Below are 25,061 nucleotides of genomic sequence, written 5' to 3'. Positions count from 1 at the left end.
CGCACCGCCGGGTACAGTCGCCGCACTGCTCTGGCAGCCCCTGTTGTCGAGGCGAAAGAGAAGTTGGTGAACGACCGTCACCCGTCGGGGAGCATGACCACCCCGGCCCCGGCTTCCGACGCCTCCGCCGCGCACTACGGGCCGTACGGGGCACAGGAAGCCCCTTACGACGACCTCACCACGTACGGCGGCTACGACGCCACCGGTTTCACGGTCGGCACCACCGGCACCGGCGCGTTCGACACCGGAGCCTTCGACACCGACCCGCTCTTCGGCAGCCTCCCGGGCGGCGAGCAGCACACCGGTGCGTACGACACCACGCAGTGGCAGACCGGTACGGGCACCCTGAACTACGACCCGTACGCGGCCCAGCATCACGCCGCCTACGACTCGGGCGGGTACGACAGCACCGCCTGGACGGTCCCCGCGCAGGCCACCGGGAACGACGTCAGCGGCCAGTGGGACGCGAGCGCCTGGACGCAGCACGACCAGCCCGCCGCCGACCCCACCCAGCAGTGGGACTGGGGCACCCAGGCCTTCGACACGGGCGCGTACGACGCCACGCAGTGGAACTCCGACGGCGCGGCCGTAGGGCACGAACAGCTTGCCGAACCGTTCGACCAGCAGACCACGGCCATGTTCGAGCAGGTCGGCGACGCGCAGGCGACCGCCGCCTTCGAGCAGGTGCCGTATGAGGACGCCTCTTACGGTGAACCCGCTGAAGCCGGTGAACTCGGCGAGCACGCTGAAGCGCCCGCCGGGGACGGCGAGTTGGGAGCCACGGGCGAGTTGCCCGCCGTAGCGCACCTGCTCGACGACCAGGAAGAGGCAACCCGGGCCCCGGCACCCCGCGCGGGCTCCCGCAGTGCGGCGCGCTCCCGGCGCCGTACGCCCCCCAAGCGCTCCGCGCTGCTGACCATCGCCGTGCCCTCGGCCTGTGTGATGGGCGTGGCCGGGATCGCCGCCGCCTCCGTCGGCAGCCTGACCGGCGACGGCGGCAAGGACACCACCGCCTCCGCCCCGGACGCGCAGGCGGTGAAGCCGTCCGTGGCCAACGGCAAGCTGGACGCCCAGCTCCGGACGCTCTCCGCCGGCGCCGACGACTTCGCCGACCGGGCCAGCCGTACGCAGGACCGGATCGACCTCAAGGCGCAGCAGGAACTGCAGCAGAAGAAGGCGGCCGCGGAGGCCGCGCTCAAGGAGCGGCTGCGTCCCAAGTTTGTGCTGCCGGTCACGCAGAAGGGGCTCAGCGCCTACTTCGGCCAGGCGGGTGTGAACTGGATGTCCGTGCACACGGGCATCGACTTCCCGGTCTCGTACGGCACCACCGTGATGTCCGCCACCGACGGTGTCGTCTCCACGAAGTGGAACAGCGCCTACGGCAACATGATGATCGTGACGGCGAAGGACGGCACGCAGACCTGGTACTGCCATCTCTCCAGCTACCGCGTCCCCTCCGGGACGTCCGTCAAGGCCGGCCAGCCGATCGCCTACTCCGGAAACTCGGGCAACTCCACCGGCCCGCACCTGCACTTCGAGGTACGGCCGGCGGGCGGGTCGGCCATAGACCCCCTGCCGTGGCTGCGCAGCCACGGCTTGGATCCGACTTGAGCATCTGCTGATGCGAGCCCCGCCGCTACGGCGGGGCTCACCGCGTCTACAGCTTCTCGACCGGCGCGTACCGCAGCAGCAGCCGCTTCGGCTTCCCGTCCCCGAAGTCGATCGTCGCCTGGGCCTTGTCCTCCACGCCCGACACCGCGACGACCGTGCCGAGCCCGAACTGGTCGTGGGTGACCCGGTCGCCGACGGCCAGCGACACCACCGGCTTCTCGGAGGCTCGCCGCGTGGCGAACCCGGACGCGCCCGCCGCCGACGAGCGCGAGCGGGACGAGGAGAGCGAGGCCGCGATCCCGGAAGCCGGTCCGGAGGACATCGGTGCGGCAGCCCCCGTCCGCTTCCACTCCACATGGGCGGCCGGGATCTCCTCCAGGAACCGGGAGGGCGGGTTGTACGACGGCTGCCCCCAGGCGCTGCGCATCGCCGAGCGCGTGAGGTAAAGCCGCTCCCGCGCGCGCGTGATGCCGACGTACGCCAGGCGCCGCTCCTCCTCCAGCTCCTTGGCCTGGCCGAGGGCGCGCATGTGCGGGAAGACGCCGTCCTCCATGCCGGTCAGGAAGACGACCGGGAACTCCAGGCCCTTGGCGGTGTGGAGCGTCATCAGGGTGATGACTCCGTCGCCGTCCTCCTCGTCCGGGATCTGGTCGGAGTCGGCGACCAGGGCCACCTGCTCCAGGAAGTCGGCCAGCGTACCGGCCTCGCCCTCGCCGCGCTCCTGCTCGAACTCCAGGGCCACGGCCGCGAGTTCCTGGAGGTTCTCGATGCGGGTCTCGTCCTGCGGGTCGGTGGAGGCCTGCAACTCCGCCAGGTAGCCGGTGCGTTCGAGTATGGCCTCCAGCACGGTCGCCGGTCCGGCCCCGGACTCCACGATGGTGCGCAGGTCCTCCATCAGCGTGTTGAACCGCTTGACCGCGTTGGTGGAGCGCGCGGCCATGCCGTACGCCTCGTCCACACGCTTCAGGGCCTGCGGGAAGCTGATCTTCTCGCGCTGGGCGAGGGCGTCGATCATCGCCTCGGCGCGCTCGCCGATGCCCCGCTTGGGGACGTTGAGGATGCGGCGCAGCGGCACCGAGTCCTCGGGGTTGGCGAGGACGCGCAGGTAGGCCAGGACGTCCCGGACCTCCTTGCGCTCGTAGAAGCGGACGCCGCCGACGACCTTGTAGGGCAGGCCGACGCGGATGAAGATCTCTTCGAAGACACGGGACTGGGCGTTGGTGCGGTAGAAGACGGCGACGTCCCCGGCCTTCGCCTCGCCGGCGTCCGTCAGGCGGTCTATCTCCTCGGCGACGAACTGGGCCTCGTCGTGCTCGGTGTCCGCCACGTACCCGGTGATCCGCGCGCCCTGGCCGGCGTTGGTCCACAGGTTCTTCGGGCGGCGGGACTCGTTGCGCTCGATGACCGCGTTGGCTGCGGAGAGGATCGTCTGGGTGGAGCGGTAGTTCTGCTCCAGCAGGATCGTCGTGGCGTCCGGGTAGTCCTCCTCGAACTGGAGGATGTTGCGGATGGTCGCGCCCCGGAAGGCGTAGATCGACTGGTCCGCGTCACCGACCACGCAGAGTTCGGCGGGCGGGAGGTCGTACTCGCCGGGCGGTACGTCGACGGGGTGTTCGGACGTCCCGACGAGCTCGCGCACCAACGCGTACTGGGCGTGGTTGGTGTCCTGGTACTCGTCCACCAGGACGTGCCGGAAGCGGCGGCGGTAGTGCTCGGCGACGTCCGGGAAGGCGCGCAGCAGGTTGACCGTCGTCATGATCAGGTCGTCGAAGTCGAGCGCGTTGGCCTCGCGCAGCCGCGACTGGTAGAGCGCGTAGGCCTGGGCGAGGGTCTTCTCGAAGCCGTCGGTGGCCTGGGCGGCGAAGTCCTCCTCGTCGATCAGCTCGTTCTTGAGGTTGCTGATCTTGGCGCTGAAGGACTTGGGCGGGAAGCGCTTGGGGTCGAGGTCCAGGTCGCGGCAGACCAGGGCCATCAGACGCTTGCTGTCGGCGGCGTCGTAGATCGAGAAGGACGAGGTGAAGCCGAGCTTCTTCGACTCGCGCCGCAGGATCCGTACGCACGCGCTGTGGAAGGTCATGACCCACATCGCGTTCGCGCGCGGACCGACGAGCTGCTCGACGCGCTCCTTCATCTCGCCCGCGGCCTTGTTGGTGAAGGTGATCGCGAGGATCTGGCCCGGGTGCACGTTCCGCTCGGCGAGCAGGTGGGCGATGCGGTGGGTGAGCACGCGCGTCTTTCCCGAGCCGGCGCCGGCGACGATGAGCAGCGGGGAGCCGGCGTGCACGACCGCGGCGCGCTGGTTCTCGTTCAGCCCCTCCAGGAGTGCCGCCGCGTCGATCGCCGGACGGGGGGCGCCGTCGCGGTAGTAGGCGTCACGGTCCGGCGGCACGTCGAACTTCCCGCCGAACAGATCGTCCGGAACCAGCTCCGGAGCGTGACCGTCCTCGGGTGGCGGCGGTTCCTCCTCGTGCCCGCGAGGGGCCTGGAGGTCCGCCAGGAAGCTGTCGTCAAAGAGGCTGCTCATCGCTCTCCGAGTCTAGGGCGCCGCACCGACAACCGGTCGCCACCCCGGGAACGTGGCCGGTTTCCCCGTGAGTTGATCATCGCGCCGCAGCGGCCGTCCAGGCCCTCACCCAGCGGAAGCGCCTTGTCACGCGCGCATGAAACAGGCCCCAGGTCACGGAAATGTATCGGACATATGGCACACCAACCTTCACAGGAGTCACACGAGTTGGCTAGGTTGCCGTCAGGCCGCACGCACCCTTCCCGGCGAACGTCGCCGGGCGGCGCGGCCTCCGCCGAGTCCGGTGCGCCCTTCACGGCGGCCGGAGCCGGGGACCCACCGATCCTGGGGTGAATCGGCCGACTCCCGCCCGGGACGACGCCGTAGGGCAACCCTTCCGAAGCACTCGCCCGAACCCGACAGCTAACCCGGTAGGCGGCACATTGGAAGGAGTCGCCTCCCTTGGCGTCGCACCGCAAGCCGCGCCCCGGCGGAACCCTCGGTCCGGGTCTGCGCACCCCCGCCCTCGCCACCGCCGCGTTCACTTCCGTGGCCGTGCTGTCCCAGACGGCCGAGGCCGCCCCCGCCGACGACAGCAGGCCGAGCCTGGAGGAGATCGAGAAGAAGGTCGACGAGTTCTACCGCCGGGCGGAGTCGCCGACCGAGCGGTCCGACGAGGCAACGGAGCGGGCCGGGCGGCAGCGGGGGCGGCTGGACACCCTCCTCGCGAAGGTCCCGTTCGCGGACGACCCGCAGGAGCAGGCGCACCCCCCGCTGGACTACTTCCACCAGAGCCGGGTGATGGACCGGCTGGCCTCGACCGTGAAGAAGCGGCAGGAGACCTCCAAGGTCATCGAGACGCCCGACGGGCCGGCGTACGACCCGAACAGCGCCAAGGCCGCCGTCCAGCGGAAGCTCGCCTCGGCACGCGAGCTGATGTCCCGGCTGACGGCCCAGGAGGAGGCGCGGCCGGCCGCGCCCGGGCAAGGGAGGCGGGAGGAGACCGCTGCGCCGTCGTACGGGTCCTCCGCCGCGCAGGCCACCAGGGCCGAGAAGGCGATCGCCTTCGCCCGCGCCCAGATCGGCAAGCCGTACGTGAGCGGGGCCAGCGGGCCCGGCTCCTACGACTGCTCCGGTCTCACCCAGGCCGCCTGGAAGGCCGCCGGCGTCACCCTGCCGCGCACCGCCCGCGACCAGGCCTCCACGGGCACCAGGGTCTCCCTCGCCGACGCGCACCCCGGTGACCTGGTCTTCTTCCACGACGACCTGAGTCACGTGGGCCTCTGCACGGGCAACGGGATGATGATCCACGCCCCGCGGCCCGGCGCGTACATCCGCGAGGAGTCCGTCCACCACGGGGGCGAATCGGTCATCCACAGCGTGGTCCGGCCCGCCTGAAGTCGTCTCTTCGGGCCCCCCGCGCGCGTGTTCTCCTCACCGGTCCCGCGCGGCTCCCTAGCATCGGGCGCATGCCCGGCATCCCAGGTCTGCGAGCGTGGTGGGCGGAGCGTCCGCCGGCGGCGGGCTCCGCCGTGATGGCGACCGGCATCGTGTCGGTGGCCCTGCACCTGGCGGGCGACGAGACGGCGTCCCTGGTCTTCCTGTGGCCGGCCTGCCTCGCCTGGGTGGCGCTGGCCGCCGACTTCGCCGTACGGCTGGGGTGGCGGCGGCAGCGGTGGCTGGCCGAGGCGGAGAGCCCTGGCGGGCTCACCGCCGTCGCCGCCACGGCGGTGCTCGGCACCCGGTTCTCGGCGCTCGGCCGGCAGACCCTGGCCGAGGCGTTGCTGGCGCTGGCGGTGCTGCTCTGGCCGGTGCTGCTGTTCCTTGTCGTGCGGCGCTGGGAGCGGCGCATGCCGGGAGCGGTGTTCCTGTGCTGTGTGGCCACGCAGGGACTTGCGGTGCTGGCGGCCACGCTGGCCGCGGCCGAGGTGGCGGCATGGCTCGCGCATGCCGCGCTGGTGCTGTTCTGGCTGGGCCTGGCGCTCTACTGCCTCGCGCTGCCGCACTTCGATCGGCGCCGGCTGAGCGAGGGGGCCGGGGACCACTGGATCGCGGGCGGGGCGCTGGCCATCTCGGCGCTGGCCGGGGCGCAGCTGCTCTCCGCCGACAGTGCGCGGCTGTACCTGTGGAACGACGACGACCGGGGTGTGCTGCGCAACGTGACGGTCGCGCTGCTCGTCCTGAGCCTCGCCTGGTACGTCGTCCTGCTGGTGGCCGAGGTTGCCCGGCCCCGGCTGCGCTTCGACATGCAGCGGTGGGCGACGGTGTTCCCGATGGGGATGACGGCGGCGGCCACGCTGTCGGTCGCGGCCGCCCTGGAGGTCGGCTGGCTGAGAGATCCGGGGCGGGTGCTGGCGTGGGTGACGGTGGCGGCGTGGCTCGCGGTCGCGGCCGGCGCGGCCCTGGACGCCCGCTCCGGGATCAGCGGACGGCGCTGAGGGTCACGTCCACAGCACGGCGATGAAGATGTTCGCCATGGTCAGCAGGCCGACCAGCCCGAAGACGCGCTTGTCCACCTTCTCCTCGTCGCGCTGCACATAGACCAGCCCGAGGATCACGATCAGCAGGGCCAGCTTCACACCGATCTTGAGGGTGTTGACGTGGTGGCCGTCGGCCTCGTTGAGGCCGACCAGGGCCACGCCGGTGACCAGCATGGTGAACGCGCCGTGCAGCATCCCGGGGACGAAGCGGGCCGTGCCCTGGCCCATCGCCTTCATCTGGGTGAGGAAACCGCCGAGCAGCGCGGCGATGCCGATGATGTGCAGGCCGACGAGGAGATGGATGAGTACGTCCATGAGCCCGGAGCCTAATGAGGGGCCTCGGTGCCTCCTGCCACCGGGGGGACCGAGGCGTCGGTGGATCTTGCATATATGCGCTCCATAGCACCGTGGGGCTCCCATGTGTCCCGGGTTCCGCGCATCGGTCACCACGCTGCGTGAAGGTGACGACTCCAGCATGACAACTCGGTCACTTACAGCCACAATCCGACCCACCGAAGCCAGTTCCGTACTCCGCGTTACCGACCTGTCACAGACGGGTTTAGCGTCCTCCTCCAGGTGACCGGCTCCCCACCGCCGCCCGGGCCAGGGGCGGCAGCCGGCCACCACGCCGAGAAAGGTCCGGCGGTGGCCCGCTCCCCCTGTGCGGGCCACCGCCGGACGCCTCGAACGCTCGGTCGCAGCAGTCCCACGGAAGTCCTACGGAAGGACGTGACGGTCCAGGTGGCAGCGCACCGCAAGCCCCGACAGCGCTCGCTCAGCGGCAACACGGCCCGAACGGCCGCCACCCTCGCCCTGGCGGGGGCGGCCACCGCCACGGCCTTCGACGGGACGGGCAACGCCGAGCCGCAGCTGACTCCCGCGCAGGTGAAGGCCAAGGTGGACAAGCTGTACCAGGAGGCGGAGGCCGCCACCGAGACGTACAACGGGTCGAAGGAGAAGGCGGATGCGGCGCAGCGGAGGCTGAACTCGCTGCGGGACGAGACCGCACGCAAGCAGCAGAAGCTCAACTCGGCCCGGGACGCGCTGGGATCCTTCGCGGCGGCGCAGTACCGCGAGGGCGGCATCGACCCCGCCTGGCAGCTCGCCCTCTCCAGCGACCCGGACCAGTACCTGGACGGGGCCGCGTTCGCGGAGCGGGCCGGCGAACGGCGGGCCGGGGCGGTGGCTCGGGTGCGCGAACAGCTGCGGGAGATCGAGCAGTTGCGTGGCGCCGCCCGCATCGAGCTGACGTCGCTGCGGTCGCGGCAGGCGGAGCTGAAACGGCAGAATAAGACCATCACCGGGAAGCTGGCCCAGGCGCGCGAGTTGCTGGCGCGGCTCACTCCGCCGGAGCGGGCGCAGGTCACCGGGGGCGGCAGCGCGCCGGGGCACGCCTCGCGGTCGGCTTCGGACCCCCGGGCGGCCCTGGAGCAGGCGGGGTCCGTCGCCGCCTCCGGCTCCCGCGCGGCGGCGGCCGTCGCCTACGCCTACCAGAAGCTCGGCAGCCCCTATGTGTGGGGCGCGACCGGCCCGAACGCCTTCGACTGCTCGGGCCTGGTCCAGGCCGCCTACCGGTCCGCCGGCATCTCCCTGCCCCGCACCACCTACGCCCAGATCAACGCCGGCCGACGTGTCTCCCGCTCGGAACTCCAGCCCGGCGACCTGCTGTTCTTCTACTCCGGCATCAGCCACGTCGGCCTCTACGTCGGCAACGGGCAGATGATCCACGCCCCGAACCCGTCGGCACCGGTCCGGCTGGCCCCGATCGACCAGATGCCGTTCGCCGGGGCCACGCGGGTGGTGTGAGGCCGGCCGGTGAGGCGACGGACCAGGGCCGCCGGTCAGGGGTCAGACCAGGCGGCGGGCCGTGGCCCAGCGGGTCAGCTCGTGGCGGTTGGACAGCTGGAGCTTGCGCAGGACCGCCGAGACATGGGACTCGACCGTCTTCACCGAGATGAACAGCTGCTTGGCGATCTCCTTGTACGCGTAGCCGCGGGCGATCAGGCGCAGTACCTCCCGCTCGCGCTGGGTGAGGCGGTCCAGGTCCTCGTCGACCGGCGGGGCGTCGGTGGAGGCGAAGGCGTCCAGCACGAACCCGGCCAGGCGCGGGGAGAAGACGGCGTCGCCCTCCTGGACGCGGAAGATCGAGTCGACCAGGTCGGTGCCGGTGATGGTCTTGGTGACATAACCCCGGGCGCCGCCGCGGATCACACCGATCACGTCCTCCGCCGCGTCCGACACGGACAGCGCGAGGAAGCGGACGGGCCGCTCGGCGTCCGTCATCAACGCGGCGCACCGGCGCAGCACTTCGACCCCGCCGCCGCCCGGCAGGTGGACGTCGAGGAGGACCACCTCGGGCCGGGTCGCCGTGATGACCGTGACCGCCTGGTCGACGTCCGCGGCCTCGCCGACCACCTCCACGCCGGTCTCCGCGGTCTGCCCGATCTCGGCCTGGACGCCGGTGCGGAACATGCGGTGGTCGTCCACGAGCACCACACGCACCTGCCGCTTCCCAGCACCGGACCCGGTCTGATCCGCCGCCCCCGCCGTACCGTTCGCCTCGGTCGCGTCGCTCATGACGTCCTTTCCGCCCTCTCCATCTCCAGCTCGACCTCCGTGCCGCCGTCCGGCACCGCCCGCAGCCGGGCCGTGCCGCCGTTGCGCTCCATGCGGCCGATGATCGATTCTCTGACGCCCATGCGGTCGGCGGGTATCGAGTCGAGGTCGAAGCCCGGGCCGCGGTCGCGGACGGACACGAAGACCGTCCTGCCCTCGACTTCGGCGTAGACCTGCACGGCACCGCCCTCGCCACCGTACTTGGCGGCGTTCACCATCGCCTCGCGCGCGGCCTGCATCTGCGCGCCGGTCCGCTCGTCGAGCGGGCAGTCGCCGACCACGACCACCTCGATGGGCACGCCGTGCTTGTCCTCGACCTCGGCCGCGTTGCGCCGCACCGCCTCGGCGACGGTGTCCGGCTCGTCCGCCTCGTCCTTGCCGGTGCCCTCCGGCTTGTACAGCCAGGTGCGCAGATCCCGCTCCTGGGCGCGGGCCAGGCGACGCACCTCACCGGCGTTGTCGGCGTTGCGCTGGATCAGGGTGAGGGTGTGCAGCACGGAGTCGTGGACGTGGGCGGCGACCTCGGCGCGCTCCTGGGCGCGGATGCGCATCAGGCGTTCCTCGGACAGGTCCTGGGTCATACGGACCAGATAGGGGCCGGCGAGCAGCGTGATGCCGACCAGGACGATGAGCGCGGCCTGCAGGACGGCGCCGAGGTGGGCGGCCGAGCCCTGCATGACGAAGATGGCGGAGACACCGGCGGTGACCAGCAGGACCCCGACGCCCGCCCGCAGCAGGGTCAGCGTGCGCCGACGGCTGCCGACCTCGACCCAGCGGGCCCGGCGGGCGTTGTCCGCCTGGCGCCAGACGAGGGCGACACCGGCAGCGACCAGGACGGCGGGCAGCAGATACGCCTTGGCCCCGCTGGTCAGGTTGACGCTGCCCACGAAGACGATGGACACGATGACCATGAGGAGCAGCGCGACGATCTGCCCCTTGTCCGGCTTGCGGGCGACCAGTCTGCGGCGGCCGTCCCGCGAGGTCGCGGTGCCGACCAGCGACTGCGGCTTCTGGTCGCCGACGCCGCCGACGCCGAGCGGCACGAAGAACCAGAACGCGGCGTACAGCAGTGCTCCGAGTCCGTTCGCCATGAACAGGCCGACGAAGGCGAGGCGGACCCAGATCACAGGCAGCCCGAGGTGCCCCGCGAGACCCCGCGCCACCCCGCCGAGCCAGCGGCCGTCGCTGCTGCGGTAGAGCTTGCGCGGTGGCCGCGGGTCGTCGAGGGGCAGTGCTGCGGCTTCCGGCATGCCATCGATGGTCACATGGGCGCGGAGGCGGGACATCAGGGTCGGCCCCCTAGACTCCCCTGATCTTCGAGCGGGCCGTCCGCGAGGGCCGGCCGGCCGTGCCTCGAACGCCTCCCACCGCGGTCTCAGGGCCGATCTCAGGGTTCGTCCAGGGTCATCCCGGCTGCCGCCGCGGCGGGCGGCCCGTCACCATGGACGCATGACGGATCACGAGCACGCCGCGACGGGTCCGGGACCCGGCTCCGGCCCGTGCCCGGCCCCGGGCACCGGACCGACGGATGCCGCGCCCGCCGCGACGGGAGAGACGGAAGGGATGGAAGGGACGCAGGGGGCGGAGGCGACCGGGGGGACGGGGTCGACGGAGGGGACCGGGTCGGCGCCGGAGCCGGAGATCGCCGAGCCGCCCCACCGGTTCCGGCGCGACCGCGGACACAAGATGATGGCCGGGGTGTGCGCCGGCCTCGGGCGGCAGACCGACATGGACCCGGTGATCTTCCGGATCACCCTGGCCGTACTGGCCGCGACCGGCGGCATCGGCCTGATCTTCTACGGCTTCGCCTGGCTGCTCGTGCCGTACGGGGAGGAAGAGGAGAACGAGGTCCGCAAGCTGCTGACCGGACGGGTCGACGGCCAGGCGCTGGCCGCCGTGCTGTTCGCCCTGGTCGGCTGCGGGATCTTCCTGACCATGCTGAGGAACGGGGGCGTGCTGACCTTCGCCGTGGTGCTCTCCCTGCTACTGGCCGGCGCCGGGTACTGGTCGCGGCGCCGCGGCGCCCCCGACCCCGATCCGCTGGCCGCTCAGGCCGCCGCCGACGCCCCTCCGGAGGCCCAGGCGCCGCCGGTCGTCACCACCTATCCGTCCTGGTGGCGGGATCCGATCGTCAAGGACGGCACCCATGTCGGCGGCACCGGTTACCTCTGGGGCCCCGGGGACGCCCGCGACCGGGATCTCGTCTCGGCCGTCGACGTCGGCATCGTCACCCCCTGGCCCCACCACGGCTCCGTGCACGCGCCGCGCACCGCGGCTCCGACACCGCGCGGCCCGCGCTGGATCGGCGGCTGGGTCTTCCTGCTCGCCCTCCTGGCCGGGGGCCTGGGCACCGGTCTGACCTGGGACAAGCACCCGCTGGGCACCAGCCTGCAGGCCGGGCTGGCCTGCGCGCTCGTGGTCCTCGGCCTGGGCATCACGCTCAGCGCGTTCCTGGGGCGGACGGGGGCCGGGTCGGTGTTCCTGGCGCTCGTCACGGCGGCACTGCTCGCGGGGGTCACGGCCCTGCCGAAGGACGTCACGACCCACTGGCGGCAGACATCCTGGAAGCCGGCGACGACGGCGGACGTGCGGTCCAGGTACGACCTCGGCACCGGCGTCGGCACCCTGGATCTGACCGGCCTGCGCCTCCCGAAGGGGCGCACGGTGACCACCGACGCCCATGTCGGTGCGGGACAGCTGAAGGTGATCGTGCCGGCGGACGCGGTCGTGCGGATGAACATCGACGTGGGGGTGGGCGACATCCGGTTGCCCGGTGACAGCAGGAAGGACGTGGACGTGCAGCCGGCCAGGCACACCGACGCTACCTTGGTCCCGGCCAAGGGCGGCGACAAGGACGCGGGCACGCTGGACCTCGACCTCCAGGTCGGCGTCGGACAGGTGGAGGTCAGCCGTGCTGCGTCATGAGTTCCAGCCCGGCAGGCTGGTCGCCGGTCTCTTCCTCACCGCCGCCGGCGCCGTGTACGCCGGGGACGCGGCCGGGCTGTGGGACACCCCGTGGTTCGGGATCGTCCCGTTGGTGGTGGGCGGGCTGTGTCTGGCCGGTGTCACGGCGGCCGTGACACGGGGCATACGCAGACGGCGCGGCGCCGAGAGTCAGTGCTAGGGCCCTAGGGCCCTTCTGATGGATCTCCGTGGGGGAAGGAGCGGCGTCCGGTGCGTGCGCTCGGCGTGCGGCGTGGAGGGTCATGTGGCGGAGCCACCTGTCCCTTCGCGCCGTGCGGCGAGCGTGCGTGCAGGACGCCGCGACGCCGCGGAGATCCATCAGAAGGGCCCTAGTCCCGCCCGCGCTGTCGCCGCGCGCGCAGGGCCGCGTCCACCGACAGGTAGGGCGCTCCGGCGAGGACGAGGGGCAGCCAGGCCATCAGGTAGATGAGGTCGTTGCCGTAGTAGTAGGGCGTCGTGGCCCAGCTCACGGTGAGCCACAGGCTGAGCGAGATCAGTGCGCCGCCGAGGGCGGCCAGGCGGCCGAACAGGCCCAGCAGGGTGGCGATGCCCACGGCCAGCTCACCGAGGGCGATGGCGTAGCCGAAGCCGACCGGGTTCTTGAGGGCGAGGTCGATCAGCGCCGGGATGGCGGAGGACGCGCGTGCGGAGCGCATGGTGTCACCGATCGAGCCGGCGCCGCCGGACTTCATGAAGGCGCTGTTGGTGAGTTTGTCCAGGCCCGCGTAGATGAAGGTGACCCCGAGGAAGATGCGGAGCGGAAGGAGGGCATAGCGGGTGGCGGAGTCCCGCCAGTCGCCGCCGCGGTTCGGGTGTGTCGTGTGCATGTCCGTCCGAATGCCGTGAGTCATCGCTGCAGCCGCCTCTCGCCCGCCGTGCCGAGCCCTCACGGGTGCATACGTACGACAGACGGGGAGGGTTCAATCCTCTCCCGGGCGGTTTTTTCGTAATTTCCGGGCGCCCTGGGAGGGGAGAGGGGGGGCGGATGTCGAGGGACGGAACTCCTCGCTCACCGTTTCTCTCAGTCGGTCACCTCGATGACGCACCGATTGGTCGCCACCCCGGCCGCGGTCACCACCTGCACCTCCACCGATCCGGGCTCCACCTCGGCCGGCACCGGCACGGTCAGGACGGTGTCCGTGGGGTTGCTGAAGCCGCCGGTGACGGGAACCAGCGGGACGTGAACGTCGACCGCGCCGATGCGCACGACCAACCGGGAGAGGCGGTCGGCACTCCGGGCGCCGGGCGGGACGAAGCCGGTGCCGCGGATCTCGATGTCGTCGCCGGTGCGGATCGGCCCGTCCAGGTCGCCGGGTTCGCGGGCGCGGACCACGGAGAGGATGGCGGGGCGGCCGCCCTCGGCGTACTTGCCCGCCAGGTAGGTCGCGGCCGAGATCAGCACGACGACCGCGAGTCCCCAGGGCAGGTCGGGCAGCTGGTCGGGACGGCGGGCCAGCCGTACGGCGGCGAAGAGCACGGCGACGGCGCTGATGACGACGTACTGGAGGTCGGCGAAGGCGCCCCGGCCTGAGTCGTCGGTCAGCAGGTCGGCGGCGCGCGGCCGGTGGGCCGGCACCTTCTGCAGCCGCAGCCCGAGGATGCGCATGCCCACCACCCGGCGGACCAGCACCGCGATGCCGCACACCACGGCGAGGACGGTCACCACGCCCGCCCCGCGCCCGAGGTCGAGCCCGGCGAGCAGCGCGTCGCGTTCGGCGCCGTCGGAGGCGACGGCCAGACGGCCGGCCAGCAGCAGGACCGCGTAGGCGACGAGCAGGACCCAGCCGGCCGCCACCGCGCGCGAGGTGGACATCCGGTGGTCCTCGCCGATCAGCGGGGCCAGCGCCCCGCCCCGCGCCCGGTGGAACCAGGAGGCGGCGGTCAGCGCTCCCGCGACGACGAGCGCGGCGACCAGTGCGGCGGTCCGGGCGCCGCTCCAGCCCGCCCCCACCGCGGTGAGCGACTCGGCGAGCAGCAGGACGACGACCGCGCCCCACACCGTGCACGCCGTCCGCAGCCACAGCCGGGCCAGCCACGCCTCGCCCTCCGCCCGGCCGCGTTCGGCGACGGCCTCCGCCCGCTGGGTCAGTTCCTCGGAGACCCACTGGCGGGAGGCCGAGTCCGAGTGCGCCACGGCCGGCGGCAGGCCCTGCCCGGCCGCGAACTCGTCACGGATGTGCAGGAACGCGGCGACGGCCCGCCGATGTCCCTCCCGGGCCCCGTGCGGACAGTCACCGCAGGTGCAGCCGCCCCCGTGCGCCCCGTCGGCCCCCGTTGCCGCGCCCTGTCTCGCCTCCTGCACCGCCACGTCCGACGCCCGCCTTCCCCACGACCCGAGACACGGCCGGCGGGCCCCTGTGCGGGCCGTTTCGCCACCGTGCAACTCCCCTGTGCCGACAGCGAATTGTGCCCTACGCCGGGCCGCCCGGGCCCGCCGGGCCGGGGTGGCGGCGGGTGAAGTCCGGGCCGCCGTGTTGACCCGGCTGCGAGAATCTCCGTATGGCCGAGATCATCCAGCGGGACGGCACCTGGGCGTTCGACGGCAGCACGATCCGGATCACCCCCGGACTCCACCGTTCGGTACCGCTGTTCCGGCAGACGTACGGGGAGATCTCCGTACCCCTCGAAGCGGTGTCCGGTGTCGTCTACGAACCCGAGCGCAAGCGGGGCCGGCTGCGGCTGCGGCTGCGCGAGGGCGCCGACCCGCTGCTGCAGGCCACGGGCGGCCGGCTGCCGGAGACCGTCGATCCCTACCGGCTGACGGTGGACGCGGACCGTGGCGGGGTCGCCGAGTTCGTCGCCGAGGAGATCCGGCACGCGCTGCTGCTCGACCAGGTCCCCCAGGAGCCCGCTGCGGCCTATCTGCTGCCGGGACCACCGGTGCCGGTCTCGGTGCGGTCCTCCGACGGCACGGTCTCCTTCGACGGCGCCCAGGTGCGCATCGACTGGGCCGACAGCTCCGACCGGGTCAAGCGCGCGACCGGCCCCCGGATCATCGGCCTCCATGACCTGGTGCAGGTCGAGTGGCTGCCCAACTCCGGGTACGAGGACGGCTTCCTGCGGTTCGTGACCCGGGAGACGGCGTTCTCCAAGCTGCCGCCCGAGCGGGATCCCTACACCCTCGACCTGTGGGGCAGTGTCCGGCGCGATCTGCTGACCGCGCTGGTCGCGGCGGCCGTCACCGCCCGGCTGCCCCATCCCTCCACCCGCACCGGCCGCGCCTACGCGGACCGGGAGGGGCCGTCGGCCGCCGTTCCGGCGCAGGCCGACCACCACGACGTGCTGCTGCGGCGGCTGCGGGAGCTGGGCGAGCTGCATCGCGCCGGGGTGCTCACGGACGAGGAGTTCGCGGCGACCAAGGCGGCGGTGCTCAAGGGGTTCAGCTGAGCAGGTCGGGTTCGCCGCGGCTGATGTCCTGCCACAGCGGCTGGTAGTTGATCCAGGCCACCAGGTCGCCGCCGAGCTGTTCGCGGGTGGCGACGGCCATCTTGTGGTCGATGAGGACCGGGCGGCCGGCCGCCTTCGCCATCAGCTGCACCTGGCACGACCGCTCCATCGACAGGAACCACCAGGCCGCCGCGTCCACCGAGTCCCCGACGGTCAGCAGCCCGTGGTTGCGCAGCACGAGGGCCTTGCGGGAGCCGAGCGCGGCCGCGATACGACGGCCCTCCTCGGCATCGACGGCGACCCCCGTGTAGGCGTCGTAGAGGGCCACGTCCTCATAGAAGGCGCAGCTCTCCTGGGTGATGGGGTCGATGAGGTCGCCGAGCGCGGCGACGGCCCGGCCGTGCACGGAGTGGCAGTGGGCGACCGCGACGACGTCCGGGCGGGCGGCGTGGACCTGGGTGTGCACGGTGAACGCGGCCTGGTTGACGTGGTAGCGGCCCTCGACCACCTGCCCGTCCTGGTTGGCGAGGACGAGGTCGCTGACGGTGACGTGCTTGAACGGCATCCCGAACGGGTTGACCCAGAAGCAGTCGGTGAACTCGGGGTCGCGCGCGGTGATGTGCCCGGACACCCCGTCCTCGAAGCCGGCGCGCCCGAAGATCCGCAGGGCGCCGGCGAGCCGTTCCTTGCGGTGCCGGCGTTCGTCCTCGACCGACTCGTGCATCGGCGGCATGGCGAACTGCAGCTGGTCGGTGGGCAGCGGCAGGGGCGGGGTGGGCCCGTGCATAGGTCCTCCAGCGTGGGGGTTGCTGTACGGGCGGAAATTACCGCCGGGCGGCGCGAAAGGGCAGAGCTGTTTTGTAAAGATGACGTACGCAGCGGATACCGGACAGAGGTTGTCGGGATTGACCGCGAGAGTGGCGCGTATGAACTGGGCAGCCTTCACCACCGCCGCACCCGACCTGGCAGCGATCGCCGAGGAGCGCTTCGGCGCGTACCGGCATCACGTCCTCGCGACCCTGCGCAAGGACGGCTCCCCCCGCACCACCGGCCTGGAGGTCCGCTTCCAGGACGGAGAGCTGTGGCTCGGCATGATGCCGAACTCCCTCAAGGCACTCGACCTGCTCCGCGACCCGCGCTTCGCGCTCCAGGCCAATCCGGGCGCCGACGTGGGCGGCGGGGACGTCCGGGTAGGTGGCCGGGCACTCGAGGTCGTCGAGGCGACGGTGAAGGGGGCGTACGTCGAAGAGGTGGAACCGCCGCAGCCGTTCCACCTCTTCCGCACCGAGCTGACGGAGGTCGTACGCACCTACGTCGAGAACGAGAAGTACCTGGTCACCCAGGTGTGGAAGCCCGGAGAGCCGGTGCGCACGCTCAAGCGGACCTGATCAGCCGATCAGCGGGATCACTCCCACTCGATGGTGCCCGGCGGCTTCGACGTCACGTCGAGGACGACGCGGTTGACGTCCCGGACCTCGTTGGTGATCCGGGTCGAGATGCGGGCGAGGACGTCGTACGGCAGCCGCGACCAGTCGGCGGTCATGGCGTCCTCGGAGGAGACGGGGCGCAGGACGATCGGGTGGCCGTAGGTGCGGCCGTCGCCCTGGACGCCGACGGAGCGGACGTCCGCGAGCAGCACCACCGGGCACTGCCAGATGTCCCGGTCCAGGCCGGCCGCGGTCAGCTCCTCGCGGGCGATGGCGTCGGCGTCGCGGAGCAGGTCGAGACGCTCCTTGGTGACCTCGCCGACGATGCGGATGCCGAGACCGGGGCCCGGGAAGGGCTGGCGATGGACGATCTCCTCCGGCAGGCCCAGCTCCTGGCCGACCATCCGGACCTCGTCCTTGAACAGCTTGCGCAGCGGCTCGATCAGCTTGAACTCGAGGTCCTCGGGCAGGCCGCCGACATTGTGGTGCGACTTGATGTTGGCCGTGCCGGTACCGCCGCCGGACTCGACCACGTCCGGGTACAGGGTGCCCTGGACCAGGAACTCCACGGCGGGGCCCTCGTCGGCGACGATCTCGGCCTGCGCCTGCTCGAAGACGCGGATGAACTCGCGGCCGATGATCTTCCGCTTCTCCTCGGGCTCGCTGACCCCCTTGAGCGCGGTCAGGAAGCGCTCCTCGGCGTCGACAACGACCAGCTTGACGCCGGTCGCGGCCACGAAGTCCTTCTCGACCTGCTCGGTCTCGCCCTTGCGCATCAGGCCGTGGTCCACGTACACACAGGTCAGCTGGTCGCCGATGGCGCGCGCGACCAGGGCGGCGGCGACGGCGGAGTCCACGCCGCCGGACAGACCGCAGATGGCGCGCTTGTCGCCGACCTGCTCGCGGATCGCGGCGACCTGCTCCTCGATCACGTTGCCGGTGGTCCAGTCCGGCTTGAGGCCCGCGCCCCGGTAGAGGAAGTGCTCCAGCACCTGCTGGCCGTGCGTGGAGTGCATGACCTCGGGGTGGTACTGGACGCCGTAGAGCTTCTTCTCGTCGTTCTCGAAGGCGGCGACCGGGACGACGTCCGTGGACGCGGTGACGGTGAAGCCCTCGGGGGCCGCGGAGCAGGCGTCGCCGTGCGACATCCACACGTGCTGCTCGGCCGGGGTGCCTTCGAACAGGGTGGAGGAGACCTTGGAGACGTGCAGGTCGGTCCGGCCGTACTCGCGGGCGCCGGTGTTGTCGACGGTGCCGCCGAGGCTCTGCGCCATCAGCTGGAAGCCGTAGCACATGCCGAAGACGGGGACGCCGGCCTCGAAGAGCGCGCGGTCGAGACGGGGGGCGCCCTCCTCGTACACGGACGAGGGGCCTCCGGAGAGGATGATCGCCGCGGGGTTCCTGGCGAGCATCTCCTGGACCGGCATGCTGCTCGGCACGATCTCGCTGTAGACCCGCGCCTCGCGGACGCGACGGGCGATGAGCTGGGCGTACTGCGCGCCGAAGTCGACGACCAGGACGGTGTCGGGGGTGGCGGCAGACTGGGTCGCTGATGACACGGGGTGCCTTGCCTTCCGGCGGTCTGGGCGGGGTCTGTGCTACCGATTCTAACGGGGTGGGCGTGGGCCCCCGTGCCGTCATCCTGGGGCTCCGACCCTGGCAAGGGCGGGGCGGCCAGAGGTTCCCGTGGCATACTGGCCCCATGCACACGCAGACGACCCGCTTCTTTACCTATGGCACCCGGCCCGCCGGCTGCCATGGTCGTGCTGCTTGAGCGAACCGCCGAGCGACTTACCAGGCGCCCCGGGCCGACAAGGCCCGGGGCGCCTGTCGTTTTCCCGGGTCCTGCCGTTCCGGGGCACTCACCCTCACCGAGGAGCCCCGACATGACCACCATCACGCCGGAACAGACCATCGCCGACGCGCGTGAGCGCATCGACGCCCTCGACGACCGGATCATCGGTCTCATCCAGGAGCGGATGGCCGTGTCCACCGTCGTCCAGGAGACGCGGATCGCCTCCGGCGGCCGGCGCGTGAACCTCTCCCGCGAGATGGAGATCCTCGGCCGCTACCGCGAGGCCCTCGGCAAGCCGGGTACCGCCCTCGCGATGACGCTGCTGGAGCTGTGCCGGGGTCGCATCTGAGTTCGGCCCCGCTCTCACCCGTACGGCGCGTGACCGGCCCGCGCACCGCTTCGTTGATCCCGGTGTCCGTGCCAGCCAGGGGCGGGCCCGACAGAACCACGCGTGGCTCGCTGGAGCGATGAGGTGTACGGGTCATGCCGTGCGCCGTGGGACCTCGCTCCAGGGAAGTGACCGGACGGCAGGGGACAGCAGCCCGGTCACACAAGGGAACGGTCGGCTCCGGGGACGCCCGGGGCCGACCGGCGGAAAATTGCAAAAATGCACCAGTGCCGGGTCAAACGGTTGCGGATGCCTCGCTCATCCAGCACGATGCGTAGAAGCCCCCAAGTCCCCGCGCAGGCAGCGGCATTGACCGACCCCACCCGTCCGCCAGAGGTCGAGACCACACCACAGCGGCGCAACCCCCCGGCGCCGCTTCCAGGCACCGGCGCTGCCCTGACGTCGGTGCTGACGAAAGAAGGGCCCCGCGGCTCACGTCCCGCGGGGCCCTTCGTCATGACCACCCGGCGCATCGCTGTGACTCACGGCACACAAAAATCCCGTGAGGCGGCGCAACCGTTCAAGCCTCTCACTGATCAAACCTGCTGCCGGATCAAGAAGACGGTAAGAAGCGAGGGACCTGCGTTCGGAGGGGGACGCAGGTCCCTCGTCTCCGTTCCGGGCTACTTCTTCGGCGGCACCGCCGGGATGCCCAGGAACGGCAGCTTCAGCGCGCCGAACGCGTCCGCAGGGACCGCCGGGTCGCGCGGCTCCACCGGCTTCAGCCGCTCGTACGCCGCTCCCGATGCCGGACGGGGATCCTCCTCGCCCTTGTTCGGCCAGTACGACATCGCCCGCTCGGCCTGCGCCGTGATCGTCAGCGACGGGTTGACGCCGAGGTTCGCCGATACCGCGGCTCCGTCCACGACCGAGATGCCGGGGTGGCCGTAGAGCCGGTGGTACGGGTCGATCACTCCGGTCTCCGGGGAGTCGCCGATGGGGCAGCCGCCGAGGAAGTGCGCGGTCAGCGGGGTGCCCATCAGCTCGCCGACGTTGCTGCCCGCGAAGCCGTTGATCTCGGCCGCGAGCGCGGACGCGGCCTCGGAGGCGGCCTTGATCTGCTTGGGGTTGGGGGCGCCGTGCCCCTGCCGCGCGGTGAGCAGGCCCTTGCCGACGCCACCGGGCTTCAGGTAGGTCGTCAGCGAGTTGTCCAGGGACTGCATCACCAGGCCGATGATGGTCCGCTCCGACCAGCGCCGGTTGGACAGCGAGCGGGCGACGAGCACCGGGTGGCGGGCCGCGTTCGCCAGCCAGGCAAGGACGCGCGAGGAGCCCTCGGCGTAGGGGACCTGGAGGATCGACAGGCCTCCCATCGAGTTGGATCCCTTGCCGTAGCGGACGGGCTCGATGTGGGTGTTCTCGTCCGGATGGACGGAGGACGTGATGGCGACCCCGCGCGTGAAGTCGGCCTTCGGCTCCCCGGTCGCCTTGCGGTAGCGCCGGTTGTCCGTCTGCGCGCCGACCAGCGCCTCGGAGTTGGTGCGGGTCAGATCGCCGAGCCGGGTGGACAGGTACGGCAGCTGACCGCCGGCCTTCATGCGGTGCAGCAGGGTCTGGGTGCCGTAGGTACCGGCCGCGAGGACGACCTTCCGTGCGGTGAAGATCCGGCCCTTGCCCTTCTTCCTCTCGTCCGTCGGCAACGTCGCCACCGCGTACCCGCCCCGCGAGTCGTCCGTGACGGACACGACCGTCGTCATGGGGTGGACCACCGCGCCCGCCTTCTCGGCGAGGTACAGGTAGTTCTCGTTCAGGGTGTTCTTCGCGCCGTGCCGGCACCCGGTCATGCATTCGCCGCACTCGGTGCAGGCCTTGCGGGACGGGCCGGCGCCGCCGAAGTACGGGTCCGCCACCTGCTCGCCCGGCTTCGCCTGCGCCTTCCCGTCGGCGTCCTTGCCGTCGCCGAAGAACACGCCCACCGGCGCGAGGTGGAAGGTGTCGCCGACGCCCATCCGCTGTGCCGCCGCCTTCAGGTGCACGTCGGAGGGGGTCATGGTGGGGTTGAGCCGTACGCCGAGCATGCGCTGCGCCTGGTCGTAGTACGGCTTCAGCTCCTCCTGCCAGTCGGTGATGTCCCGCCACTGGGGGTCCTCGAAGAAGGGCTTCGGCGGCACGTAGAGGGTGTTGGCGTAGTTGAGCGAGCCGCCGCCGACGCCCGCACCCGCCAGCACCATGACGTTGCCCAGCAGGTGGATGCGCTGGATGCCGTACATGCCGAGCCTGGGGGCCCAGAGGTAGTTCTTCAGGTCCCAGGAGTTCCTGGGGAGGGCGTCGCGGGTGAAGCGTCGGCCGGCCTCCAGGACGCCGACCCTGTAGCCCTTCTCGGTGAGGCGGAGGGCGGACACGGAGCCGCCGAACCCCGAACCGATCACGACGACGTCGTAGTCGTACCCGTCCTCGTCCCGGGTCTGGACAGACTTCTCCTGCGACACGTGCTCTCCTCGTCGAGAACGGGTGCTACCGAACGGGTGCTGCTAGCGGAACCGGAATGCCTTCATGAGGCGGAGGCTGCGGCTCATGAACGCCGCGTACTTCTCGTCGTCCATCCCCAGCGACGGCGCCATCGGCAGCAGCCGCTGCCGGGCCACCGTCTGGGCCTCGGTGTACTTGAGGATGCCCTCGGAGCCGTGGCGCCGGCCGAGGCCGGAGTCCTTCATGCCGCCCATCGGGGACTGGACGCTGCCGTAGGCGGGTGCGTAGCCCTCGTTGACGTTGACCGTGCCGGTGCGCAGCCGGGAGGCGACGTCCAGGCCGCGGCGGGCGCTCGTCGTCCACACGGAGGCGTTCAGACCGTACGGCGTGGAGTTGGCGCGCTCGACCGCCTCGTCGTCGGTCTTGAAGCGGTAGACGGAGACGACCGGGCCGAAGGTCTCCTCGTCGCAGACGGCCATGGAGTCCTCGACGCCGTCGAGGATGGTCGGCTCGAAGAAGTACGGGCCGATGTCGGGGCGGGCCACGCCACCCGCGACCACCTTCGCGCCCTTGGCGACGGCGTCCTGCACATGCCGTTCGACCGCCTTCAGCTGCCGTTCCCCGGCCAGCGAGCCCATCTCGGCGCCGTAGGCGAGGGAGTTGCCGAGCCGCATGGCCCGGGTGCGGGCGGCGAAGCGCTCGAGGAAGGTGTCGGCGATGGACTCGTGGACGTACAACCGCTCGATGGAGATGCACAGTTGGCCGGCCGAGGCGAAGCAGGCGCGTACGGCACCGGCGGCCGCCTTCTCGATGTCGGCGTCGTCCAGCACCAGCATGGCGTTCTTGCCGCCGAGTTCGAGGGAGACGCCGACCAGGCGGGCGGCGGCGCCCTGGGCGACCTCGCGGCCGGTGCGGGTGGAGCCGGTGAAGGAGACGTAGTCGGCGTGCCGGACGAGCTCCGGGCCGACGACCGGGCCCTCGCCGAGCACGACCTGGAAGACGTCGGCGGGCAGTCCGGCCTCGATGAGCAGGTCACGTGCCCACAGAGCCGTGAGGCAGGTCTCGGTGTCCGGCTTCATCACCACCGCGTTGCCGGCGACGAAGGCGGGCAGCGCGTCGCCGACCGACAGCTCCAGGGGGTAGTTCCAGGGGGCGATCTGGCCGACGACACCGCGCGGGTGGCGGAGTTCGGTGACCTTGGTGAGGGTCGGCACGGCACCGGTGTGCCGCTTGGGCCGCAGATAGCCGGGGGCCTGCCTGCCGTAGTGACGGGCGGCGATGGCGACGGCCTGCACCTCCTCGTGCGCGTGCAGCCGGGCCTTGCCGGTCTCCAGCTGCACGAGGTCGAGGACCTCCGCCTGCCGTTCCAGCAGCAGGTCGTGGAAGCGGAGCAGCACGGCGGCGCGCTGCCGCACCGGTGTCCTCTCCCAGACGGCTTGGGCTACACGGGCGGCCTGGAAGGCCTTGAGGACGTCCTCGGGGGTGGACTCGGGCAGGTCGGCCAGCTTCTCGCCGGTGAACGGGGTGTGGTTGGCGGTGCGGCCGGAGCCGAGGACGCCCTTGGTCAGCTGGGCCACCAGCTCCGGGGTGACCACGTCGGCGGCGGTGCGGACGCCCTCGGGGGCGGGCGCGAGCGGGTTGGTACCGGTGATGTCCGGGGCCTGCGAGTCCGTCATGAGGCGCAGGGTATGCCGCGGCGGAGGCTTTGGGTACCCGTCGGTAACGGGGATTCACCGAGTGCTCACACGCTGCCAGTGATCACTGGCAGCGAAGTTGCTGATCAGGGCGTTGTCGGATGACGATCACTCGGCTCCGGGTTTTCTCGCGAGGAGGAGACCGAGGGCGGCGAGGGGAGTGCGGCGGGGGTCGGGAGCGGGCGCCGGTGGCTGGGGTTCCGGACCGGGCTCCGGCCGGGGTCCGGGCACCCGCTCGGGCACCGGCTCGGGCTCCGGTGCCGTATCCCGTGCGGGCGTCACGCCCGCGCAGGCCTCCAGCGCGGCCGCGACCTCCGCCGCGCCCGGCCGCGCCTCCGGCTCCGGCGCGTGCAGCCGGGTCAGCAGCGGACCGAGCGGGCCGGCCTGCCCGCCCTCGACGGCGCAGGCCAGCAGCGCTCCGAGGGACCACAGGTCGGAGGCGGGCCCGGCGCCCCGTCCCGACGTCCGCTCCGGGGCGACGAATCCGGCGGGGGCTTCCTGCGCGTGCCCGTCCCCGATGCCGAAGTCGGTGACGACGACCCGTCCGGTGCCGGACTCGATCAGGACGTTGGCGGGCTTGATGTCCCGGTGCACGATCCCGACGGCATGCGCGGCCCTGAGCGCCCCGAGGACGGCGAGCCCGACCCGGGCGGCCTCGGCGGGCGGAAGGGGCCCGCGCCCCACGACCTCCCGCAGCGACTCGCCCTCGACCAACTCCATGACGATCCACGGGAGTCCGCCCTGGGTGACGACGTCGTGCAGGGTGACGGCGGAGGGATGCCGCACCCGGGCGGCGGCCCGGGCCTCGCGGTAGAGCCGGTGCGCGAGCCGCCGGCTCTCCTCGTCGCCGCCCGGATCCCCGGGCAGCACGGGCTCCTTGACGGCGACGTCCTGGTGCTCCTGCTCGTCCCGCGCCCGCCAGACGGTTCCGGACGGCCCGGCGCCGAGCCGCTCGAGGAGCCGATAGCGCCCGCCGATCAACCGTCCCTCGGGCGGGTGTTCGCCGTCTCCAGTCATGTCACATGAGTACCGTGCGCACCCTGCCTTTGTCGAAGCGGTGCGGTCGGGCGGCTCACCCGTGCGGGCTGGGGCGGTGACACCCGGCGGTTCGGGACCGCACCATGGGAAGTGGCGTTCTCTCAGGGCTGCTTGATGTCCAGGTTCGCGATGGCCGCCTTGGCCACCTCGCGGCCCCGGGCCGTGAAGTCGCCCTTGCCCGGGTAGCCGACGCTGAGCCGGTACAGGTCGCCGGACTTACTGCGGTAGTAGAAGATCTGGATCTCGCGCGGGCGCGGGTTCTGACTGTCGTCCGTCGTGTAGGCGGCGGTGTTCTTGGCGGCCTGTCTGCCGTGGTACCGGGCATTGTCGTCCGGGTGCGTCGTGGCGCCCTTGGGCATGTCGAGGTCGTACTCGCCCTCGGTCTTGAACTTCTCGTCGTCGGCGCGCATCTGGGCCACCGCGTTGCTCTTGATCTCGTTCAGCGAGTCACGATCCACGGGCGGCCGTCGACGACCGCGACGTCGTACACGTCGACCACCGCGGGGTGGTCGAGCCGGGCCGCCGCACGCGCCTCGCGACGCATCCGCTCGAACGGGGCCGCCGGAGCGGAGGCCGGGGCGTGGGCCCGGGCCGCCTGCGCGGGGACCGCATGGGGCGCCGGGTCCGATCCCGGGTCCGGCCGCGGGTTCGGCGGTTGCAGAACAAAACTCGTCGTGTCGTCGGCCGTGTGGCCGGCTCCCCCGTCGCTGCTCATGGGTCATCCATATCGCGCCATGCGCGTCCGGATC

The 25,061-nt window shown here is 71.8% G+C and carries 22 protein-coding genes and 1 riboswitch; of the genes, 9 read left to right on the top strand and 13 right to left on the bottom strand.

The features are described 5' to 3' along the window. The first annotated feature begins 66 nt into the window (after positions 1-66). Positions 67-1,611 (top strand): peptidoglycan DD-metalloendopeptidase family protein, encoded by a 1,545-nt coding sequence (locus ACFZDC_RS10900; RefSeq protein WP_391322354.1) that lies wholly within the window; start codon positions 67-69, stop codon positions 1,609-1,611. Positions 1,612-1,657: 46 nt separating this feature from the next. Here ACFZDC_RS10900 and pcrA read toward each other — a convergent pair whose 3' ends face one another. After that, the gene (pcrA, locus tag ACFZDC_RS10895; RefSeq protein WP_391322352.1) at positions 1,658-4,135 is read right to left on the bottom strand and encodes a DNA helicase PcrA; all 2,478 of its coding nucleotides are present in this window, start codon (positions 4,133-4,135) and stop codon (positions 1,658-1,660) included. Between the two features lie 262 nt (positions 4,136-4,397). Further along, a riboswitch (cyclic di-AMP (ydaO/yuaA leader) is annotated at positions 4,398-4,569 on the top strand. A gap of 7 nt (positions 4,570-4,576) precedes the next feature. Between pcrA and ACFZDC_RS10890 the strand changes: the two genes are divergently transcribed. Beyond that, positions 4,577-5,512 carry an NlpC/P60 family protein gene (locus ACFZDC_RS10890; RefSeq protein ID WP_391322350.1) on the top strand — a complete coding sequence of 312 codons (936 nt, stop codon included), beginning with the start codon at positions 4,577-4,579 and terminating at the stop codon, positions 5,510-5,512. Positions 5,513-5,583: 71 nt separating this feature from the next. Then, on the top strand, positions 5,584-6,552 hold the full coding sequence (locus tag ACFZDC_RS10885; RefSeq protein ID WP_391322348.1) for a tellurite resistance/C4-dicarboxylate transporter family protein: 969 nt from the start codon (positions 5,584-5,586) through the stop codon (positions 6,550-6,552). A gap of 3 nt (positions 6,553-6,555) precedes the next feature. On the opposite strand, the gene ACFZDC_RS10880 is transcribed toward ACFZDC_RS10885, so the two are convergent. Further along, entirely contained in the window at positions 6,556-6,909 is a 354-nt protein-coding gene (locus tag ACFZDC_RS10880; RefSeq protein WP_391322346.1) for a hypothetical protein, read from the bottom strand. Between the two features lie 426 nt (positions 6,910-7,335). Here ACFZDC_RS10880 and ACFZDC_RS10875 point away from each other — a divergent pair, with 426 nt between their 5' ends. Then, a complete protein-coding gene (locus ACFZDC_RS10875) occupies positions 7,336-8,400 on the top strand; it encodes an NlpC/P60 family protein (protein ID WP_391322815.1) in 1,065 nt (354 codons plus the stop codon). A 42-nt stretch (positions 8,401-8,442) separates the two neighbouring features. On the opposite strand, the gene ACFZDC_RS10870 is transcribed toward ACFZDC_RS10875, so the two are convergent. Further along, a complete protein-coding gene (locus ACFZDC_RS10870) occupies positions 8,443-9,171 on the bottom strand; it encodes a LuxR C-terminal-related transcriptional regulator (RefSeq protein ID WP_391322344.1) in 729 nt (242 codons plus the stop codon). Continuing rightward, positions 9,168-10,460: a PspC domain-containing protein gene (locus ACFZDC_RS10865; RefSeq protein ID WP_391322342.1), complete on the bottom strand. Its 1,293-nt coding sequence runs from the start codon at positions 10,458-10,460 to the stop codon at positions 9,168-9,170. The genes ACFZDC_RS10870 and ACFZDC_RS10865 overlap by 4 nt, the downstream gene beginning before the upstream one ends. Positions 10,461-10,659: 199 nt before the next feature. On the opposite strand from ACFZDC_RS10865, the gene ACFZDC_RS10860 reads away from it, so the two are divergent. Then, positions 10,660-12,135 (top strand): PspC domain-containing protein, encoded by a 1,476-nt coding sequence (locus ACFZDC_RS10860; RefSeq protein WP_391322340.1) that lies wholly within the window; start codon positions 10,660-10,662, stop codon positions 12,133-12,135. Further along, a complete protein-coding gene (locus tag ACFZDC_RS10855) occupies positions 12,122-12,334 on the top strand; it encodes a hypothetical protein (RefSeq protein WP_391322339.1) in 213 nt (70 codons plus the stop codon). The genes ACFZDC_RS10860 and ACFZDC_RS10855 overlap by 14 nt, the downstream gene beginning before the upstream one ends. Positions 12,335-12,503: 169 nt before the next feature. Here the strand turns inward: ACFZDC_RS10855 and ACFZDC_RS10850 are convergent, their stop codons facing one another. Next, positions 12,504-13,025 (bottom strand): DoxX family membrane protein, encoded by a 522-nt coding sequence (locus ACFZDC_RS10850; protein ID WP_391322337.1) that lies wholly within the window; start codon positions 13,023-13,025, stop codon positions 12,504-12,506. Positions 13,026-13,195: 170 nt separating this feature from the next. Beyond that, a complete protein-coding gene (locus tag ACFZDC_RS10845) occupies positions 13,196-14,482 on the bottom strand; it encodes a hypothetical protein (RefSeq protein WP_391322335.1) in 1,287 nt (428 codons plus the stop codon). Between the two features lie 191 nt (positions 14,483-14,673). Here ACFZDC_RS10845 and ACFZDC_RS10840 point away from each other — a divergent pair, with 191 nt between their 5' ends. Next, complete coding sequence (locus ACFZDC_RS10840; protein ID WP_391322333.1) at positions 14,674-15,561, top strand: DUF4429 domain-containing protein; 888 nt, start codon at positions 14,674-14,676, stop codon at positions 15,559-15,561. On the opposite strand, the gene ACFZDC_RS10835 is transcribed toward ACFZDC_RS10840, so the two are convergent. Beyond that, entirely contained in the window at positions 15,554-16,348 is a 795-nt protein-coding gene (locus tag ACFZDC_RS10835; protein ID WP_391322331.1) for a class II aldolase/adducin family protein, read from the bottom strand. The two genes, ACFZDC_RS10840 and ACFZDC_RS10835, sit on opposite strands and share 8 nt — an antisense overlap. Before the next feature lie 139 nt (positions 16,349-16,487). Between ACFZDC_RS10835 and ACFZDC_RS10830 the strand changes: the two genes are divergently transcribed. Then, positions 16,488-16,949, top strand: coding sequence for a pyridoxamine 5'-phosphate oxidase family protein (locus ACFZDC_RS10830; protein WP_391322329.1), 462 nt, complete (start codon positions 16,488-16,490; stop codon positions 16,947-16,949). A gap of 17 nt (positions 16,950-16,966) precedes the next feature. Here the strand turns inward: ACFZDC_RS10830 and guaA are convergent, their stop codons facing one another. Then, positions 16,967-18,547, bottom strand: a complete 1,581-nt coding sequence (gene guaA / locus ACFZDC_RS10825) for a glutamine-hydrolyzing GMP synthase (protein WP_391322327.1) — start codon at positions 18,545-18,547, stop codon at positions 16,967-16,969. 327 nt (positions 18,548-18,874) lie between these two features. On the opposite strand from guaA, the gene ACFZDC_RS10820 reads away from it, so the two are divergent. Further along, positions 18,875-19,132, top strand: a complete 258-nt coding sequence (locus tag ACFZDC_RS10820) for a chorismate mutase (RefSeq protein WP_391322325.1) — start codon at positions 18,875-18,877, stop codon at positions 19,130-19,132. Positions 19,133-19,794: 662 nt separating this feature from the next. Here ACFZDC_RS10820 and ACFZDC_RS10815 read toward each other — a convergent pair. The 5 genes from ACFZDC_RS10815 to ACFZDC_RS10795 form a co-directional block, all read right to left on the bottom strand. Next, complete coding sequence (locus tag ACFZDC_RS10815; protein WP_391322323.1) at positions 19,795-21,600, bottom strand: GMC oxidoreductase; 1,806 nt, start codon at positions 21,598-21,600, stop codon at positions 19,795-19,797. A 42-nt stretch (positions 21,601-21,642) separates the two neighbouring features. Further along, entirely contained in the window at positions 21,643-23,256 is a 1,614-nt protein-coding gene (locus ACFZDC_RS10810; RefSeq protein ID WP_391322321.1) for a succinic semialdehyde dehydrogenase, read from the bottom strand. Between the two features lie 126 nt (positions 23,257-23,382). Beyond that, positions 23,383-24,291 (bottom strand): protein kinase, encoded by a 909-nt coding sequence (locus ACFZDC_RS10805; RefSeq protein ID WP_391322319.1) that lies wholly within the window; start codon positions 24,289-24,291, stop codon positions 23,383-23,385. Positions 24,292-24,413: 122 nt separating this feature from the next. Then, positions 24,414-24,770, bottom strand: coding sequence for a hypothetical protein (locus ACFZDC_RS10800; RefSeq protein WP_391322318.1), 357 nt, complete (start codon positions 24,768-24,770; stop codon positions 24,414-24,416). Beyond that, positions 24,752-25,027, bottom strand: coding sequence for a hypothetical protein (locus tag ACFZDC_RS10795; protein ID WP_391322316.1), 276 nt, complete (start codon positions 25,025-25,027; stop codon positions 24,752-24,754). The genes ACFZDC_RS10800 and ACFZDC_RS10795 overlap by 19 nt, the downstream gene beginning before the upstream one ends. Between the last annotated feature and the right edge of the window lie 34 nt (positions 25,028-25,061).

It is taken from the genome of Streptomyces sp. NPDC007905 (genome assembly GCF_042959345.1).
GTDB lineage: Bacteria > Actinomycetota > Actinomycetes > Streptomycetales > Streptomycetaceae > Streptomyces.
The sequence above is the reverse complement of the archived record's forward strand: the minus strand, read 5'-3'. Positions and strand labels throughout refer to the sequence as shown.

Excerpts from the sequence above, each read along its gene's own strand:
- ACFZDC_RS10880 (WP_391322346.1), bottom strand. The coding sequence starts at position 6,909 with ATGGACGTACTCATCCATCTCCTCGTCGGCCTGCACATCATCGGCATC.
- ACFZDC_RS10840 (WP_391322333.1), top strand. The coding sequence starts at position 14,674 with ATGGCCGAGATCATCCAGCGGGACGGCACCTGGGCGTTCGACGGCAGC.
- ACFZDC_RS10805 (WP_391322319.1), bottom strand. The coding sequence starts at position 24,291 with ATGACTGGAGACGGCGAACACCCGCCCGAGGGACGGTTGATCGGCGGG.
- ACFZDC_RS10865 (WP_391322342.1), bottom strand. The coding sequence starts at position 10,460 with ATGCCGGAAGCCGCAGCACTGCCCCTCGACGACCCGCGGCCACCGCGC.
- ACFZDC_RS10850 (WP_391322337.1), bottom strand. The coding sequence starts at position 13,025 with ATGACTCACGGCATTCGGACGGACATGCACACGACACACCCGAACCGC.
- ACFZDC_RS10885 (WP_391322348.1), top strand. The coding sequence starts at position 5,584 with ATGCCCGGCATCCCAGGTCTGCGAGCGTGGTGGGCGGAGCGTCCGCCG.
- ACFZDC_RS10820 (WP_391322325.1), top strand. The coding sequence starts at position 18,875 with ATGACCACCATCACGCCGGAACAGACCATCGCCGACGCGCGTGAGCGC.
- ACFZDC_RS10830 (WP_391322329.1), top strand. The coding sequence starts at position 16,488 with ATGAACTGGGCAGCCTTCACCACCGCCGCACCCGACCTGGCAGCGATC.
- ACFZDC_RS10795 (WP_391322316.1), bottom strand. The coding sequence starts at position 25,027 with ATGAGCAGCGACGGGGGAGCCGGCCACACGGCCGACGACACGACGAGT.
- ACFZDC_RS10835 (WP_391322331.1), bottom strand. The coding sequence starts at position 16,348 with ATGCACGGGCCCACCCCGCCCCTGCCGCTGCCCACCGACCAGCTGCAG.
- ACFZDC_RS10810 (WP_391322321.1), bottom strand. The coding sequence starts at position 23,256 with ATGACGGACTCGCAGGCCCCGGACATCACCGGTACCAACCCGCTCGCG.
- pcrA (WP_391322352.1), bottom strand. The coding sequence starts at position 4,135 with ATGAGCAGCCTCTTTGACGACAGCTTCCTGGCGGACCTCCAGGCCCCT.
- ACFZDC_RS10870 (WP_391322344.1), bottom strand. The coding sequence starts at position 9,171 with ATGAGCGACGCGACCGAGGCGAACGGTACGGCGGGGGCGGCGGATCAG.
- ACFZDC_RS10860 (WP_391322340.1), top strand. The coding sequence starts at position 10,660 with ATGACGGATCACGAGCACGCCGCGACGGGTCCGGGACCCGGCTCCGGC.